11 protein-coding genes are annotated in these 17,955 nt (G+C 63.8%); 10 read left to right on the top strand and 1 reads right to left on the bottom strand.

The features are described from left to right. The first annotated feature begins 113 nt into the window (after positions 1-113). From ABMA59_RS29000 to ABMA59_RS29035, 8 genes are all read left to right on the top strand, one after another. A complete protein-coding gene (locus ABMA59_RS29000; protein WP_349008863.1) occupies positions 114-1,106 on the top strand; it encodes a dipeptidase in 993 nt (330 codons plus the stop codon). A gap of 169 nt (positions 1,107-1,275) precedes the next feature. Further along, the gene (locus ABMA59_RS29005) at positions 1,276-2,835 is read left to right on the top strand and encodes an ABC transporter substrate-binding protein (protein WP_349008864.1); all 1,560 of its coding nucleotides are present in this window, start codon (positions 1,276-1,278) and stop codon (positions 2,833-2,835) included. 48 nt (positions 2,836-2,883) lie between these two features. Then, positions 2,884-3,831 carry an ABC transporter permease gene (locus ABMA59_RS29010; RefSeq protein ID WP_349008865.1) on the top strand — a complete coding sequence of 316 codons (948 nt, stop codon included), beginning with the start codon at positions 2,884-2,886 and terminating at the stop codon, positions 3,829-3,831. After that, positions 3,824-4,696: an ABC transporter permease gene (locus ABMA59_RS29015; RefSeq protein ID WP_349008866.1), complete on the top strand. Its 873-nt coding sequence runs from the start codon at positions 3,824-3,826 to the stop codon at positions 4,694-4,696. The genes ABMA59_RS29010 and ABMA59_RS29015 overlap by 8 nt, the downstream gene beginning before the upstream one ends. Beyond that, a complete protein-coding gene (locus ABMA59_RS29020) occupies positions 4,693-5,679 on the top strand; it encodes an ABC transporter ATP-binding protein (RefSeq protein WP_349008867.1) in 987 nt (328 codons plus the stop codon). Before ABMA59_RS29015 ends, ABMA59_RS29020 begins: the two co-directional genes overlap by 4 nt. Next, positions 5,676-6,683: an ABC transporter ATP-binding protein gene (locus ABMA59_RS29025; RefSeq protein WP_349008868.1), complete on the top strand. Its 1,008-nt coding sequence runs from the start codon at positions 5,676-5,678 to the stop codon at positions 6,681-6,683. Before ABMA59_RS29020 ends, ABMA59_RS29025 begins: the two co-directional genes overlap by 4 nt. Before the next feature lie 9 nt (positions 6,684-6,692). Then, a complete protein-coding gene (locus tag ABMA59_RS29030; protein WP_349008869.1) occupies positions 6,693-8,720 on the top strand; it encodes a CocE/NonD family hydrolase in 2,028 nt (675 codons plus the stop codon). Positions 8,721-8,739: 19 nt separating this feature from the next. Further along, positions 8,740-10,287, top strand: coding sequence for a trimethylamine methyltransferase family protein (locus tag ABMA59_RS29035; protein WP_349008870.1), 1,548 nt, complete (start codon positions 8,740-8,742; stop codon positions 10,285-10,287). Positions 10,288-10,305: 18 nt separating this feature from the next. On the opposite strand, the gene ABMA59_RS29040 is transcribed toward ABMA59_RS29035, so the two are convergent. Further along, positions 10,306-10,914 carry a TetR/AcrR family transcriptional regulator gene (locus ABMA59_RS29040; RefSeq protein ID WP_349008871.1) on the bottom strand — a complete coding sequence of 203 codons (609 nt, stop codon included), beginning with the start codon at positions 10,912-10,914 and terminating at the stop codon, positions 10,306-10,308. Positions 10,915-11,730: 816 nt separating this feature from the next. Here ABMA59_RS29040 and ABMA59_RS29045 point away from each other — a divergent pair. After that, entirely contained in the window at positions 11,731-16,380 is a 4,650-nt protein-coding gene (locus ABMA59_RS29045) for a DUF6603 domain-containing protein (protein ID WP_349008872.1), read from the top strand. Next, the gene (locus tag ABMA59_RS29050) at positions 16,377-17,954 is read left to right on the top strand and encodes a hypothetical protein (RefSeq protein WP_349008873.1); all 1,578 of its coding nucleotides are present in this window, start codon (positions 16,377-16,379) and stop codon (positions 17,952-17,954) included. Before ABMA59_RS29045 ends, ABMA59_RS29050 begins: the two co-directional genes overlap by 4 nt. The last annotated feature ends 1 nt before the right edge of the window (position 17,955 follow it).

Consider the following 17,955-nt stretch of genomic DNA (forward strand, 5'->3'; position numbering starts at 1 on the left):
ACACCAGTGTACAATGGATTGATCCAGAGGCGGGCGCAAGCGCGAATTGCTTGACCGATCGCGCCTGCAATGCACAGTTCGGCTCGACCGATCCACATGACGAGGGAAAGTGCGTGGACATATCCGACCGGGTCCAGACGATCTTTGCAAACGAGGTGATCTGGGACGCACATTCGGGTTTCATGCCAGATCCGGCGGCCAATCTCGACAATCTGCAGGTATGGCGTGACGCCGGCATCGACTATCTTTCCATCGATGTCGGCTTCGATCTCCTGCCATGGGAAAAGACCGTCGCGACGCTCGCCGCGTTCCGCCACTGGATCCTTGCCCGGCCGGAGCAATATGCGCTCGTGTCCTCGGTCTCGGAAATCGCGTCGGCAAAGGCCGATGGCAAGCTCGCAGTCACTTTCGACATCGAGGGCATGAATGCTTTGAATGGCCGCGTGGAGATGGTCGAGTTCTACCATCGGCTCGGCGTGCGCCAGATCCTCTTCGCGTATAACCGCAACAATCTCGCCGGCGGCGGCTGCCACGACGAGGACATCGGCCTGACCGCCTTCGGCCGCCGCGTGATCGACGAGATGAATCGGCTCGGCATGTTCGTGGACGTGACCCACACTGGCTACCGGACCACAATGGACGTCATGGAATACACGGACCGTCCGGTGATCTTCTCCCACTCCAATCCGAAAGCGCTTTGCGGACACGGCCGCAACATCACCGACGAGCAGATCAGGGCTTGCGCCCGCACCGGCGGCATCGTCGGGGTCGTTGGCCTCAACAGGTTCCTCGGCGACAATCGCATCGATTCCGAGCGCATGGCGGATCATGTCGCATATCTGATCGACGTCGCCGGGCCCCGCCATGTCGGCATCGGCCTGGATTATGCTTTCCCGGTCGAGATTGACGGCATCGATACCCTCATCGCGGACAATCCGCAGTTCTGGCCGAGGGACGAATATCCCGAAGGTAAGACCAACTATGTCGAACCACGGCAATTGCTGGAACTCGCCGAAGTCTTGCTGCGCCGGGGACAGGCCGAGCGAACTGTGCGCGATGTGATGGGCGGGAATTTCATGCGGCTGGCAGGCGAAACATGGAGATAGGCGTCGGGATACCGGATCGAATCCGCTGAACCCGATCACCCAGACATGTGACTACTTTCTTCTGGACACGAGTGTCCGGACGTAGCAGGCTGATGGTTCCCGTTGCCGCCGGAACGAGCGAAAACGCCACGGCTGACATCGAATGATGCATAATCAAAGAGGGTCGAACATGAACAAACTTCCCACGATGAACCTTTCACGCCGCACGGTGCTCGCGGGCGCCGGGGCGCTTGGCCTAGCATCGCTGATCTATCCCGGTGCGCAAGCCCGCGCGGCGGGGTCGACCCTCAGGGTGCGGTCTTACGCCGACATCCAGATTCTCGATCCGGCATTCCGTCTCGCCGCTCCGGAGGGCGACATCACCAACGTCATCTTCGCCGGGCTGGTGATCACGACGGCCGGCGATAAATGGGGCTGGAAGCCGATGGCCGTCGAGACGATAGATCAGCTCGACCCGCTGACGATCGCGTTCAAGCTGCGTGATGATATCGGCTTCACCGATGGTTTTGGCCAGATGACGGCGGATGACGTGAAGTTCTCGATCGAGCGCATCGCCGATCCGAAGAATGAGTCGCCCTATGCCGGCGACTGGGTGACGCTGAAGGAGGTCGAGGTCAAGGACAAACTGTCGGGCGTGATCCACCTCAAGGAAGCTTTCGCGCCGCTGTGGACATCGACTTTGCCGACCCCGTCCAGCACCATCCTGTCCAAGCGCGCAGTCACCGAGGCCGGCGGGAAGCTCGGCGTCAAGGCCGTTGCCCAATCGGGGCCGTACTTGCTCAAGGAATGGCTGCCCAAGCAGCGCACCGTGCTCGTCCGCAACCCGGACTGGAAGTATGAGCAAGGCGCCTATGACGAGATCCACGTCCATCCGATCGAGGACGAGAAGACCGCCGAACTCGGCTACGAGGCAGGCGATCTCGACTATACCTGGACCTCGGTGTCGTCGATCAAGCGCCTCAAGGAGACTCCGCCGGCGGATACGACGGTGGTCGAGAAACCGTCGCTGGCCTTCGTCTGGTTCGGCATGAACAAGGCCGTTGCGCCCTTCGACAATCCCGATGCCCGCCGCGCCGTGCAATATGCCGTCGACCGCAAGGCCGTCGTTGACGCCGCCTATTTCGGCGCCGCGGCCACCGCCACCGGTATCATCGCGCCCGGCCTGCCAGGACATCGCGAAAAGAACCTCTACGACTACGATCCCGACAAGGCACGTGAACTAATCGAAAAGGCCGGTCTCAGCGGCCAGACTGTCGTGCTCGACATTCTCAACAAGACGGAGCGACTGTCGGCCGCCCAAGTCATCCAGGCCAATCTGGCGGAGGTCGGTGTCACCGTCGAGATCAAGCAGAACGACAGCGGTACCTTCTGGACGCTCGGCTCGAAGGAGAACGAGTATTCCAAGAAGCTGCAGATGGTGGTGCAGCGCTTCTCGATGCAGCCCGATCCGAGCTGGGCAACGGAGTGGTTCACGCGCAGCCAGATCGGAGTCTGGAATTGGGAAAGCTTCGACAGCGAGGAATTCGACAAGCTTGTGGCCGAAGGCAAGATCGAGCTCGATCCGGCCAAGCGCGACGTCATGTACAAAAAGATGCAGGACCTCATGGAGGAAAGCGGCTGCTATGTCTTCCTTACCCACGAGGTCGCGGGGGTAATGTACCGCAACAGCGTCGCCGCTGCCCTGAAGCCGAACGGCGAGCCGGTGTTCGCGGACTTCAAGCCCGCCTGACGATGGCGCTTCCAGGCACGGCGCGGGGCCGTCCAGGTCTATCCTGAGATGCTCCGCTACGCACTCAAGCGGCTTGGGCTCGGCATCGTCATCGTGAGCGTCGCGATGATGATGCTGTTCGCTATGGTCTACGTCATACCCGGAGACCCCGCGTCTGTGGCGCTAGGCCCACGCGCGACGCCACAGATGATCGAGGCTTTGCGTGCGCGCATGGGCCTTGATCAGCCGATCTGGATGCAGTTCTTGAAATTCTATACGTCCGCCGTTCGCGGCGATCTCGGCACCGAGGTTTTGTCCGGCCGCCAAGTGCTTGACGTCGTATTCGAACAGATACCCTTCACGCTCGCCTTGATCGCCGGGGCGATTTCGTGGTCGGTCCTGCTCGGCATTCCGCTCGGTTGCATCGCCGCGGTCCGGCGCGGCGGCTTCGTCGACCGCGTTGTCGGCATATTGTCGGTCGCGGTGATCGCCCTGCCGTCTTTCGTCATCGCCATCTATTCCCTACTGATCTTCGCGGTGGCGCTGCGGTGGCTCCCGGCGATCGGAGCCGGCGAACCGGGCAATCTGAAGAGCCAACTCAGCGCTCTGATTTTGCCGTCGCTTGCCGTCGGCCTGGGCTGGGTCGGCTACATCGCGCGCATGGTGCGCGCCTCCATGCTGGAGACGCTGGAGGCGAGCCACATCCGCACCGCCCGCGCCTTCGGCCTAACCGACACGCGCATCACTTATTCCTATGCCTTGCGGATTGCGATCCTGCCGACGATCACCCTGCTCGGCGTCGGCATCGGCCACATGCTGTCGTCCTCGGTCTTCGCCGAAATCGTCTTCGCGAGGCCGGGCATCGGCAAGCTCGTCTATGAAGCCATTTCCGTCCGCAACTATCCGATCGTCACCGGCGCCGTGCTGGTGACGACCGTCTTCTTCGTCGTCGTCAACGTGCTTGCCGACATCGTCATCGGCGCATTGGATCCCCGTGTCAGAGCAAGCTTTGATTGAGCAGCGGCCGCTGACGCGGCTCGGCGGCCTGGGACGGGTCCTGCGGCGCATCATGCGCGAGCCGCTCGGCGCGCTCGGGCTGTCCCTTGTCGTGTTCGTCGTCTTCATGGCGCTGTTCGCCGACTTGCTCTCCTCCTATGCGCCCACCAAGCTCTCGCCCGCCGACCGCTTTCAGCCGGCAAGCTGGCTGCATCTTCTCGGCACCGACCATCTCGGTCGTGATCTGTTCTCGCGCGTGCTGCATGGCGGCCGCATCGCACTTGCCATCGCCCTCGGCGCAACGGGAGCATCGCTCGTCATCGGCATCGTGCTCGGCCTTGTCGCCGGCTACGGACCGCGCTGGCTCGACAATCTGATGCTTCTTCTGTTCGATGCGCTGAAGAGTTTTCCAACCGTGATGCTGGCCCTGACGCTGGTGACGCTCACCGGCCCGTCGCTCACGGCCGTCGTGGTTGTCGTCGTTCTCGTCAGCGTGCCCGGGTACGCGCGCATCATCCGCACGCAGACCTTGGTCCTGAAGTCGGCCGAACACGTCATGGCGGCGCGTTCGATGGGGGCAAGCACGACCCGCATCCTCGCCGTCCACATCATGCCCAACGTCATCGGCCCCATCCTGATCCTCGCCTCGATGGACATTCCGGTCGTGGTGGCGATCGAGGCGGGTCTAAGCTTCCTCGGCCTCGGCGTGCGGCCACCCATGCCGAGTTGGGGCTCGATCCTGAACGACGGCTTCGCCAACATCCGCGACTCCTACTGGATCGTCGTCGCGGGCGGTCTCCCGATCGTTCTGACGACGCTCGGCTTCACCTTCCTCGGAGAGACGTTGCGCGATGTCTTCGACCCGCGGCTGAGGGGGCGCGGATGACGGTCCTCGACGTCCGCGACCTCAGCGTCGATTTCGCCACCGAGGGCGGCACCCTTCAGGCCTTGAAAAAGGTCGAACTGACCGTGCCGAAGAATCGCATCGTCGGTGTCGTTGGCGAATCCGGCTGTGGCAAGTCCACGCTGATCAACGCCATTCTCGGACTGCTCGCCGACAATGGCAGCGTCACGTCCGGCCGTATTCTTTTCGAGCAAGGCCAGGACCTTGCGCATCTCGACGGCGCGGCGATGCGCGCCCTGCGCGGGCGCAAGATCGCCACCGTATTCCAGGATCCGATGGGCGCGCTCAACCCGGTGCTGTCCGTCGGCCGGCAGATGCGCGACATCCAGTACCGGTCCAGCGTATCCCGCAAGGAAAAGGATGCGCGTTCCGTCGCTATGCTGCGCAAGGTTCGCATACCCGATCCGGAAAAGCGCCTGTCGCAGTTCCCGCATGAATTCTCCGGCGGCATGAAGCAGCGCATCGCCATCGCCATGGCGCTGATGATGGAACCCTCACTGCTGATCGCCGACGAGCCGACCACGGCGCTCGACGCGACACTCGAAGTCACGATCATCGAGCTTCTCAAAGAACTCCAGCAGCAGATCGGCTGCTCGGTCCTGTTCATCTCGCACCATCTCGGCGTCATTGCCGAACTCTGCGACGAGATGATCGTCATGTATGCAGGCGAGGTGGTGGAGCGCGGCACGACCCGCGACATCTTCCACAATGCGCGCCATCCATACACACGCAAGCTGCTGGCCTGCGATCCCGCCCGCCTATCGCATCGGGCGGCGCGCCTGCCGACCATTCCCGGCACGCTGCCCGACCTGCGTCGTCGGCCGACAGGTTGCGTCTTCAAGACGCGCTGTGAGATCGCCGACGGAGTCTGTTCCTCCATGCCACCGGACACCGTCATCGCCGAAGGCCATGTCGCTCGGTGCTGGCACACGAGCGAGGCGCTGACGGTGGAAGCCACGGCATGACGTCTGAACCGCTGCTGACCGTCTCTGACCTGCGTGTGCGGTTCCGCATGGGCGGGATCATGGCCGGTCTGTCGGGTCAGCCGACCAGCATCGAAGCGGTCGCCGGTGTCAGCTTCTCTCTGGAGCGCGGCCGCACCTTCGCGCTTGTCGGTGAATCCGGCTCCGGCAAGACAACGCTGGCACGCGCTGTGAACGGGCTCCAGGACGCCGCCGGCGGCTCGATCCGCTTTGAAGGTCGTGAACTGCGGGATATTTCGAAAGCCGACTGGAAACCGCTTCGCCGCCGCATGTCAATGATGTTCCAGGACCCGGTCGGCTCGTTGTCACCGCGTCTCAGCGTGCGCTCGATCCTGGCCGAACCCTTCGCCATTCACGGGTTGTCGGGCAAAGACGCGAATGCCGAGGTCCTGCGTCTGCTCGCGCTGGTCGGCCTGCCGCGCGACTTCGCCGAGCGCTACCCGCACCAGCTTTCAGGCGGCCAGGCCCGGCGTGTCGGTGTGGCGCGCGCCGTCGCCCTTGATCCGGTGCTGATCATCGCCGACGAGCCGACCGCAGGCCTCGATGTATCGGTGCAGGGCGAGGTTCTGAACCTGCTCAACGACCTGCGCGACCGCATGGGCCTGTCGCTGCTTATCATCACACACAACCTGCATGTCGTGCGCCAGATCGCCGACAGCATGGCGGTGATGTATCTCGGCCGCTTCGTCGAGGATGGCGAGACCGAGGCGATCTTCGCCGCGCCGCATCATCCCTACACGGCGGCCTTGCTGTCAGCCAATCCCGAGCCGGATCCGGACAAGGTGCACAACCGCATCGCGCTGCCGGCTGAAGTCCCCTCTCTGCTTGCGCGGCCTTCCGGCTGCGAGTTCCACACAAGATGCCCCTTCGCGCGCGACAAGTGCGCGACCGATGCCCCTCACCCGATGCGAATGGGCGCGAGCCTTTTCACCTGCCATTTTCCACTAAACACAGAGACCGAGGCGGCACGCGCCAGCACCGGTTAGGAGAATATGATGGACGACATTCGCGTGGTCACCGAGTTTCCCCGCACGGTGCGCGAGATCGAGAACACGTGGATTCCCATGCCGGACGGCGTGAAGCTCGCCGCGCGCATCTGGCTGCCTGAGGACGCGGAAGCCGACCCTGTTCCCGCCATCCTGGAATATCTTCCCTATCGCAAGCGCGACGGAACGGTGGAACGCGACGCGCTCACGCACCCCTACTTTGCCGGCCACGGCTATGCCTGCGTACGCGTCGATATGCGTGGGACCGGCGACAGCGAAGGCATCTGCAAAGGCGAATATCTCAAGCAGGAGCAGGACGACTGCCTCGCCGTCATCGATTGGCTCGCTGAACAGTGCTGGTGCTCGGGCGCGGTCGGCATGATCGGCATTAGTTGGGGCGGCTTTAACGGGCTGCAGGTAGCGGCCCGCCGCCCGCCGGCCCTGAAGGCGGTGATCTCGCTGTGTTCGACCGACGACCGTTATAATGACGATGTGCATTATCTCGGCGGCGCACAGATGTGCGACAATCTGATCTGGGGCACCACTGCCTGGGCCATCGCCATGACACCTCCCGACCCCCTGATCGTCGGCGATCGCTGGCGCAAGATGTGGGAAGACCGGCTGAACGGCAACGGCATCTGGATGCAGGACTGGTTCGAGCACCAGCGCCGCGACGACTTCTACAAACACGGCTCGATCTGCGAGAACTATGCCGACGTGGAGATACCGGTCTATGCCGTTGGCGGTTGGGCCGACGGCTATCCCAACCCGATTTTCCGCATGCTTGAGAACCTGCCCGGCATCCGCAAGGGTCTGATCGGCCCATGGGGACACAAATATCCGCACTTCGCCATGCCGGGACCGCGCATGGGTTTCCTGGAGGAATGCCTGCGCTGGTGGGACCAATATCTGAAGGACATCGACACCGGCATCGCCGACGAGCCAATGCTGCGCGCCTGGGTGCAAGATCCCATCCCACCGGCTGCGATCTATGACGAGCGACCCGGCCGCTGGGTCGCCGAACCGTCGTGGCCTGGCGCCGGCGTTGGCGAATTGTCCCTGGCGCTGGCCCCCGGTCGCCTTGCGGCCAATGTCCGCAGCGACGAGGTCCTGCCGATTTCCTCGCCCGAGACCGCCGGGCTGTCCTCCGGCGCATGGTGCGGCTACGGCGTCCTGCCGACCTTGCCAGTCGATCAGCGCATGGAGGCCGGCAACTCGCTCATCTTCGAGACGGAACCGTTGACGGAAGCCGCCGAAATCCTCGGCTTTCCCGAATTCGAGGTGACGCTGGCGTCCGACAAGCCGGTGGCGCTGATTTCGGCAACGATGTCGCTGGTGTTGGAAGACGGCGCTGCCGCACGCGTAAGCTATGGCATCCTCAACCTCACGCACCGGCACGGGGATCTCGACCTCGAACCGATGACGCCGGGCAAGACGGAAACCATCGGGATGAAGCTGCGCTGCTGCGGTCAGCGATTTGAGAAAGGCCAGCGCATCCGGCTCGCCGTTGCGACGGCACACTGGCCGATCGTTTTTCCCGGACCCGAGAAGGTGACACTGTCTATCCATTGTGCCGGCAGCAGGCTGATCTTGCCGGTTCGCAAGCCGCAAGCCGTGGATGGCGCGCTAGCGGACTTTAAAAGGCCCGAGAGCGCGAAGCCAACGGAGCAGAAGGTCATCAAGGCCGGCGAGCCGTTCCGTCGCGAGGTGACGACGAACCAGGTCAACGGCGAGACTGCCTATACCCTGATCAATGACGCCGGCACGGTGCTGCATCCGCATACGGGTATCACGCTCTCCGCTAAGCACACGGAGGTCTTCACCGTTCATCCCGACGATCCGAATTCGGCGCGTGGCACCGTCACCTGGAACAAAGCCTATTCGCGCGGCGACTGGGAGGCGCGGGTATCGGTGTCCGCTACCGTGCGGGCGCTGCGGGATGTCTGGCGGATGGAAACGCACATCGTCGCCCGGGACGGTGATGAGATCGTGGTCGATCGCAATGAGGTCAGGGAGTTTCCGCGCGATCTGAACTGAGGCGCGGCGGGGAGGACGTGTGAGCGAGACGAGGGCAGATGAACGCGCAGCCCGCAGACGAGGGCGCGGTGCGGTTGGCGCTCAGACGACGCGCAAGGTAGACTACCACAATCTGCGCAGCCCATTCTTGCCACAACACGTCTTTTCCGACGACCAAGTCGCCGCGATTCACGATACCGCGCTCCGCGTGCTTGAAGAACTCGGCATGCGTATTCTCTTGCCGGAGGCCCGCGCGATCTTTGCCGCGGCCGGCGCATTGGTCGACGAAGAGACGCAGATGGTGCGGATCGGCCGCGACCTGGTCGCCGCCTCCCTTGCTGCTGCGCCGCGCTCGATTCATTGTCATGCCGGCGTGCCCGACCGCGACGTGAAGCTCGAACTTGGCGTGATGACCTTCATCGGCGGCAGCGGTGCGCCTAACGTGACCGACCGGGAGCGTGGCCGGCGCGCCGGCACGCTTCAGGATTTCTCCGATTTCGTACGCCTGGTCCAAGGCTTCGATGCCCTGCAGATCCAGGGTGCCTATGTCGAGCCGCAAGACGTCGATATCCGCGTCCGGCACTACGCCGCGACGCGTGCGCAGTTGACCCTTTCCGACAAGCTGCCCTTCATCTTCGCGCGGGGGACGCCGCAGGTCCAAGACGTGTTCGAGATGATCCGGCTGGCGCGGGGACTCTCGCACGACACCATTCGCAACGGCGTCCATTGCTACACCGTCATCAACACCAACTCGCCTCGGCAGCTCGACATACCCATGGCGCAGGGCATCATCGACTTCGCCCGAGCCGGGCAGGTTTCCATTATCACGCCCTTCTGCCTTGCCGGCGCAATGGCGCCGATAACAGTCGCGGGCGCATTGACGCTTCAGCATGCGGAGGCGCTGGCTGGCATCACCCTCGCTCAGTTGGCCCGGCCAGGCGCGCCGGTCCTTTACGGAAGCTTCTCCTCGAATGTCGACATGAAATCCGGTGCGCCCGCCTTCGGCACTCCTGAGCACGTCAAGGCAACGCTCGGCGCCGGTCAGCTCGCGCGCCACCTCGGCCTGCCCTGGCGCTCAGGTGGTGGTAGTGCGGCCAATGTCTCGGACGCGCAAGCCGCACATGAAAGTCAGTTCGCACTGTGGGGCTCGGTGTTGGCCGGTGCCACAGTCTGTATCCACGCCGCTGGCTGGCTGGAAGGCGGCCTCAACGTTTCCTTCGAGAAGCTCATAACGGATCTGGAGGCGCTGCAATCAATCGCCGAACTCTGCCGTGAAACACCGGGCGACGACAATGCCATAGGCTTCGACGCTATCGCCGAGGTCCAGCCCGGCGGTCATTTCTTCGCTGCCGCGCATACGATGAGCCGTTACCGCGACGCGTTCTACGAGCCACTCGTGGCGGACTGGCAGAATTTTGGCAATTGGACAAAATCCGGATCGCGCACAGCGACCGAGCGCGCAACCGGGATATGGAAGAAGCGGCTCGCCGAATTCACGCCGCCCGCCGCAGCCGCCACAACCGCCGAAGCACTCGATGAGTTCATCACTCGGCGTTCCGCGGAAGGCGGCGCCCCTCCCGTGTCCTGAGCCGTAGCCGCTTGCCGGCTATTTCCCTTCGCGCGATGTCACACGCCGCGTGAATTCTACGAAAGCGTCAAACTCGTGCGGGGTCGGATCCTTGCCGGTATGGGTCTTGACGTAGGCCGGTACCAGAGACAGACGATTGCGCATGGGCTCGACGATCTCGAGCGAGTAGTATCCGATCTGCACGAAGTAGAGGACGCGTGCCCTTACGAAAGCTTCCGTTTCCTCGTAGCCGTACCGCCGGAACATTTCCCGGATGGCGTCGACGCGCGTGTCGTCGGCCTCGTCGACGATCCTGTGCACGTCTGGCGACTGCCTGGCCCAGGCTCGGATCGCGAAATCGAGCCGCGGATCGAAGAGCGTTTCGTCGACCCAGTTTTCAAACACATTCAGCACGGCTTCAGTGATGGTATCAGCCGGTCGCGATGCGCGTTCCACGATAACTTGTGTGTTGCGGTTGCGCCAATAGTCCAGAAGGTGGTCAAGCAGATCCTGGCGGCTCTTGAAATACCAGTAGAAACTCGACCGCGAGACACCAAGGCGCTGTCCGAGCGAGAGAATGCGCACCGATTCCACACCTTCGGACACCATGGCTTCAAGCGCGATGTTTAGCCAATCCTCGCGCGTCACCTTGATGTTGCCTGTCGCGACCGGGCGGCGATCCTCATCTTGGTCGGTAGGGCTCGCGAACATTGAGGTCAGACGCTTTCAACCAAGGAGAATGATCGGCGCGACGCTGCTACAGCCGCGCAGAACGTTCAAGTCATTGCCATCTTTAACGCGCGGCCTGGCACTTGATGTGCGCGCGAGTTCAGGTGGGGAACCTCAAAGGTCTGAGCCACGTCCGCCTTTAAGTGGCCGCGGCCTGCCAGAATGACCGACATTGGCGGCGCCACTGTTCTTGCGAAGTCGCAGGCTCACTGTCAATCCGCAAATTCACGCAGAAAATGACGAACACCTGCAAATCGGCTTCCACGACCTTCCGGAAAATCCAAAAGTCACCGCGGTCTCTTCCATGGGCATCTCCTGAGAGTGTGCATCACAGCGGCACCGCGGTCGGAGTCTGCAATGGCTTCGAAAACTTCGCGGTGCAGATCTACATACCTACGCCAGGCATTTTTGCCGACCTGCATCAGATTGCTCGTCGGATAACCATAGTTTTGCAATGGGTGAACATCCAGCAGCGATCTTTAACAAAATAGCGCCTGTCATCCTTATGACTAATTAGATATAATAAAATTTTAACTTTTACTGCTTGCGCCATATTCGACGGTTCTGTTTTCTCATTGCAAATTGAAGATTCCCCTTCCCTTAGGGAAATCTAGATGCTCTATTAAGCGCATCAACATTTTTGCAGCCACCCGAGAAGATACCGTAAAGTAGAAGCTCTCGGCTTTTGTACTTGAGCGTTTTCGAGAATGACGTAACCCGAGGGGAGGGCGGGGCATGGATCTGGCTGGCCTGAAAACCTATCTGGACGGCCTCGGTCCGACCTTCACGCTCGCGTCCAGCGATGCATACCTCCCGTCCGTGCTGCAGGAGCTGCTGGGCACGATGCCCGGCAAGGCCATCGTGCTGACGGTGGCGCAAGGCGCAATCACCATCAACGGCAGCGTGCTGACGATCACGGCGACGAGCACCGACACCTGGCCGGTGACCGGCCTCGGCTCGGCCAAGATCGTGCTTTCGACCGCCGTGTTGACGGTCACCGATGCGGCGACGCCCAGCGCTAATGCCACTGTCGGCGGGCAACTCCCGGTTGGGGCCGGCGCCTCGGCCGGGGTTACGGTCACGCCGTTCCAGGCTTCCTCGACCTGGACGATCGCGCTGACCGGCACGACCGGAAGCGTGACGCCGACCGAATTGATCGTGCTCGGCACCGGGACGACGCTGCCTTTCGCCATACCGCCCAAACTCGATCTCTTCACCCAGGTCGCGACGGTCGATCCGAAGGCATTCGAGATCCGCTTCACGCCGGCGGGCGGCCAACCCGCCGCCTATCGCTTCGGCGTCTCGGTCAATGGTGCAAGCTGGAGCCTCATTCCCAACATCATCGACTTCGACGGCATGGATCTCGCCGCGCTGATCGGCGGAGGCGGCTGGGCGGTCACCACCATCGGCCATCTCAGCGTGGGAAACGTTCCCCTCGACATCGGTGTGCAGTTCAGCAACGGCCAAGTCTGGCAGGCCTTCGTCCAACCGACGACGGGCGACACTTTCCCCGGCATCGTCGAATTCGCCAACTGGATCGTCAGCGGCAGCGGCTCGGGCACCTCGCAGGGCTTCGCCGACCTGGGCCTGAACCCCAGGGCATTCGACCTTGCCCTGTCACGGGTGGTGCTGAGCTTCGATCCGGCCAAGGCCGAGGTGAAGTCGCTGCTCATCGCCAGCGAACTGACCATCGTCGGCCTCGTCCTCGACCTCGCCCTGATCCTTCCGGACCTGACGCTGACCGGCAATCTGCACGACAACAAGCCGGTCAAGGTCGTCGATATGCTGACCGCGGCCAAGCTGTCGACCGCATCGGTGCCGCAGAACCTGACTATCGCCGAAGCCAGCTTCTCGGCAGCACCGAAGGACGGCAAATATTCCGTCAACGTCGAGGTCGACGGCATTTGGACCGAGGGTCCGGTCAAGCTGGAGACGATCAAGGCCAGCGTCAACTACGCCAAGGTGACAGGCGCTTCGAGCCAGAGCCCGTTCACCGGCCGGTTCGAAGCGGTGATCGGGCTCGGCGACGTGGCCGAGATCGACCTTGGGGCGGAATATGCCGGCGCAACCGAAGGCTGGACCTTCTCCGGCGGCCTGCTCGCCGGGACGACGGTCAAGATGTCCGACGTCATCAAGGAGCTTGGCTCGACCTGGGGCATCGGCACCGTCCCCGGCCCGCTGGAGAGCCTGACGCTGACCGCGCTGTCGGTATCCTACCAGACCGGCACCAAAACCTTCTCGTTCAATTGCGAGGGTGGCTTCGTCGTCGACAAGACGGACGTCAAGGTGGTCTTCACCATCGACCTCGCGCCCACCCAAGGCAAGAGCGCGGGCGACGGCGAGATCGTCGGCACCAAGGGCTATACGGCGAAGTTCGGCGGCTCGGTCTCGGTCGGCAGCAATACGTTCGACATCGTCTTCGATACCGAAAGCACCGGCACCGACATCTTCGTGGCCGACTATGTCCATACCGGCGATCCAGTGGCGCTCGCAGCACTCATCGCCGACGTGTCGACGACGATAGCGGCCGGCATTCCGGCCGGCATCAAGATCGATCTCCAAGAGGTCAAGTTCGTCTTCCTTGCCGAGAAAGGACAGGACAACCTTTGGGCCTTCGGGCTGCGCCTCGGCACCAGCTTCGCGCTGAACGAGATCCCGGTGATCGGACCGAAGCTGCCGCCGGAGCTGACGCTGTCGGTCGAGAAGCTGCAGATCCTCTACGCTTCGGCCGTGATCGGCGACAAGCAGGCCGGCACGATCAACGCCATCCTGCCAAAAAACGTGACGCCGCTGCCCACTGCCGGTGCCGGCCAGGGCATCGCCTTCGAGGCCGACTTGACGGTCGGGTCGTTCAAGAAGCACCTTCAGGCCGGCGTGAAGCCCCCCGCGAAAGCCTCGCCGGCCGCTGTTGCGGCGCCGGCGCGCCGCCGTGCCGCAACTCTGGCCGCCGCGACGGGATCGAATGCTCCGGCCAGCGGCAGCGATCCGATCCAGTGGTTCGACCTGCAGAAGCAGATCGGGGTCTTCAACTTCCAGCGCGTCGGCGTCGGCTACGTCAACAATGAGCTTGAAATCGCGCTCGACGCCTCCCTCGCGGTCGGCCCCCTCGCCTTCTCGGTCGACGGGCTGACGGTCGGTTCGCCGCTGACCACGTTCAAGCCGAGCTTCTCGTTCAGCGGCCTGTCGCTGTCGTTCGACAAGCCGCCGATCGACGTCGGCGGCAGCTTCCTGCGCGCCACGGACACGGTGAACGGCAAGGATGTGACCTCGTTCTACGGCCAGTTGAACGTCCAGGTCTCGTCCTTCGGGCTGAAGGCGGTGGGCGGTTGGACGCCCGACACGGGATCGTTCTTCATCTATCTCAGCATCGATGCGCCGATCGGCGGGCCGCCGGCGCTGTTCGTCACCGGCATCGCCGGCGGACTCGGGCTGAACACCAGCCTGACGCTGCCGACGGTGGACAATGTCGGCACCTACATCCTGCTGCCCGGCTCCGCCCCGAAACCCGCGGACAGCCCGCGCGAGACCATCGCCAACGTGCTGACCGCGCTGCGCGACACCATCCACCCCGAAGTGGGGCAATACTGGGTGGCGGCCGGCATCTCGTTCACCTCGTTCGAGATGATCAAGGCGCGCGCCGTCATTTCCGTCGCCTTCGGGGTCGAGACGCAGATCGGCGTGGTCGGCACCATCGCCATGACCTTCCCGACTGGCGCGCCGAACCCGGTCGCCTATATCGAGGTCGACATCGTCGCGTCGTTCACGCCCTCGACCGGGCTGCTGTCGGTGGATGGGCGGATCAATCCGGCGTCCAACCTGTTCGCCGGCTTCGTGAAACTCTCGGGCGGCTTCGCCTTCTACATCTGGTTCTCGGGGCCGAATTCCGGCAACTTCGTGGTGACGCTCGGCGGCTATCACCCGGCCTTCGACAAGCCGCCGATCTACCCGGTCGTCCCGCGCCTCGGCATGAGCTTCGCGCTCGGGCCGTTCAAGGTGATTGGCGAAGCCTATTTCGCGCTGACGCCCGGCGCGTTCATGGCGGGCATCCGCATAAGCGCGACCTGGGCACTTGGCCCGATCAAGGCCTGGTTCGACGCCGGCGTCGACTTCCTTATCGCCTGGGCGCCGTTCCACTACGAGGCGGACGCCTTTGTCGGCATCGGCTGCTCGGTGGACCTCGGACTGTTCACGCTGAACATCCATATCGGCGCCGACCTCTACATCTGGGGTCCGGAATTTGGCGGGCGCGCCGACATCGACCTCGACGTGGTGTCCTTCTCGATCGCGTTCGGCGCCGTACGGCAGGCGCCGCCGCCGGTCGGCTGGCAGACTTTTTCCGAAAAGTTCCTGCCGGCTCCCTCCGACGCCCCTGTCCAGAAGACCGCGATGCTCGCCGCCCTCCCCGGCGCCGCGCCGCAGAAGCTCATCACCAACGTCATCCGCGCGACGGTCGAGGCCGGCAAGCTCGCCGACGGTAGTGGGGCGGTGAACTGGATCGTCGACCCCGACGCCTTCCGCATCCTGACGGCGAGCACCGTGCCGGCGAACCGCGCCACCTGGGCGACCACACCCACGACCAATAAACCCCCGACCAATCAGGAACTGCCGAACATCCTCGCCGACTACCGCCGCACCGACCCGGTGCCGGCGCTGCTCACGCCGGCGGACGGGCTTGCGCTCCGCACTGCGGCGCCACCGCCGCCGCCGCCCTCGGCGCCGCCCGGAATGGCGCTGATCCTGTCGCGCAACGTGAAGACGGCGGAGGCGCCTGCGGTCTGGGAGCCCGACCTGCATATCGGCCCGATGGACGAGAGCGACGTGATCTCGACCCACGCCATCGCGCTGACCAAGGCCGACACCAACGGCGACTTCACCGACTATGTCACGACCTTCAGCGTCGAGCCGGTGCTCGCCCCTTCGAGCACCGCGCTGTGGGGTAAGAAAAAGCAGAAGCCCGCCGCCAACGACAAACGGCTTATCGAGCATTCGCTGACCGGGTTCCGCATCTCGGCGGTGCCACGGACACCGGCCCAGGTCAGCGGCATCCCGCTGCTGCAACTGATGTATGGGAGCGCCTACACCGTCAACTACACCGCCGAGACCGCGACGGTGGACACCAGTTCCACCGTCACCTCGGCCTTAGACGATGACGACTTCACCATCACCGTCACGGGCACCATATCCGCGACGCTGCCGAACACCGACTTCGTGCTGAACGCCATCGGCGACACGGACGTTGCCAAACGCCGCGCGACGATCCTCGATAATCTCGTCGCGAACGGTTTCGCGACCACGCCGTCCGCGAAGATCAACGTGACGCTGTTCGCCACCGCCACAGCCCTGACCGACTGGCCGCGCGCGGCCGTGCTGGGAGCCGCCCCATGAGCCGCGCCCCGAAACCTCCCGCAAAGGCGTCGCCGCCTTCCGTCGCCGACGAATACGTCACCTTCATCCAGCACCGCATCCCCGGGCTGGCAGACGGCACATACGAACTCACCGTCTCGCAGAGCGTGACCGACACTGCCGGCAAGGCGATTGCCGGCGACGGTCTCGAACGCTCCTACCGCTTCGCCGTGCAGGGCGACCGGTTCAGCATCCGCAACCCCGCTGCAACGGTGTCGAGCGTCTTTCCGGCGAACAATGCGACGGGCGAGTTCGACACGGTCTTTGCCCATGCGGTGTTCAACCTGCCGGCCTTTCCGTGGTCGCGCTATCCCACGACCACAGAGTCGGCAGCATTGAAGGCGCTGTCCTCGGGAGAGGACGTCGAGGCCGACGTTCCGACCTGGCTGGCGGTGCTGATCCTCGACGACGACGACCTGGCGCCCTATCCCAAGTCGGCCTATCCCAACCTGTCGCTCGACCCGGTGACCGCGCAGGTCCGGGACCTGTTTCCGCAGGCGGCGCTGCCGCCGAAAAGCCGCAAGAGCACGCTGGGCACGTCATACTCCTATTTCGACGGGGCGACCGATACCAACGGGCTGGAACTCGGCGAAAGCCTCGACGATCTGATCCAGCATATCGACCTGCCGATGTCGCTGTTCGTCGGCATCGCGCCGACGGTCGAGGACCTGAAGCTCACCGCCCATGTCCGCGAGGTCAGCATCGAGAACAAGCCGCTGCTGGCCGGCGTTGCCCAGCCGGAAGACCCGATCGGCACCTTTGCCATCGTCGTCGGCACGCGCTTGCCGCAGGCGAACCGAAGAACCCGCGCCTATCTCGTCTCGCTCGAGGCGTTGCAGCGCTTCCTGCCCAGCGACGATGACGGGACGACGCCGACCGGCCCGAATGTCGATATGACCCGTTCCATCCGCCTGGCGGTGCTGCAAGCCTGGACGTTCTTCTCGACGGGAACCTCAGCGACCTTCACGGACCGGCTGATGGCGCTGAATACGATCAAAGCCGGCTCGACCCCGGTCACCGGCCTGAGGCTCACCGCCGAGAAAGCGAGCCCGCTTGTGCAAAATGCGCTTGCCATGGGCTACGTGCCGATGAACCATGCGCTGCGCGACGGCGGCAACACCGTTTCCTGGTATCGCGGCCCGCTGGCGCCGACCACGACGGTCTGGGGCGAGATAAAACTCCCCGTCTCCTCGCCCGACCAGATGACGGTCTTCGACCCTACCACAGGGTTGCTCGACAGCTCGCTCGCAGCGGCCTGGACGATCGGACGCCTCGTCGCGCTGCAGGACAAGACCTTTTCGGCATCCCTCTACACCTGGAAGAAGGGGCTGACGCGTCAGGTGGTGGACGCGGCGGAACAGGAGATCATCGGTGACATCTTCAGTTCGCTCTTCGCCGCCGCACCGACGCCGGCTGCGCTGCTCGGCGCCAAGCCGGCGCCGGGGCCAGAGCTGCTGCACCGGGCGATTGGGCTGTTCGCGGCGCTGAGCCCCGCCGCGCGCCGGAGCCCCGACGAGCCGCCGCCGGCTGGCTCCCACCCGGAGGAGGACAAGTGAG

The sequence above is a fragment of the Mesorhizobium yinganensis genome (genome assembly GCF_040081985.1).
GTDB classification, from domain to species: Bacteria; Pseudomonadota; Alphaproteobacteria; order Rhizobiales; family Rhizobiaceae; genus Kumtagia; species Kumtagia yinganensis.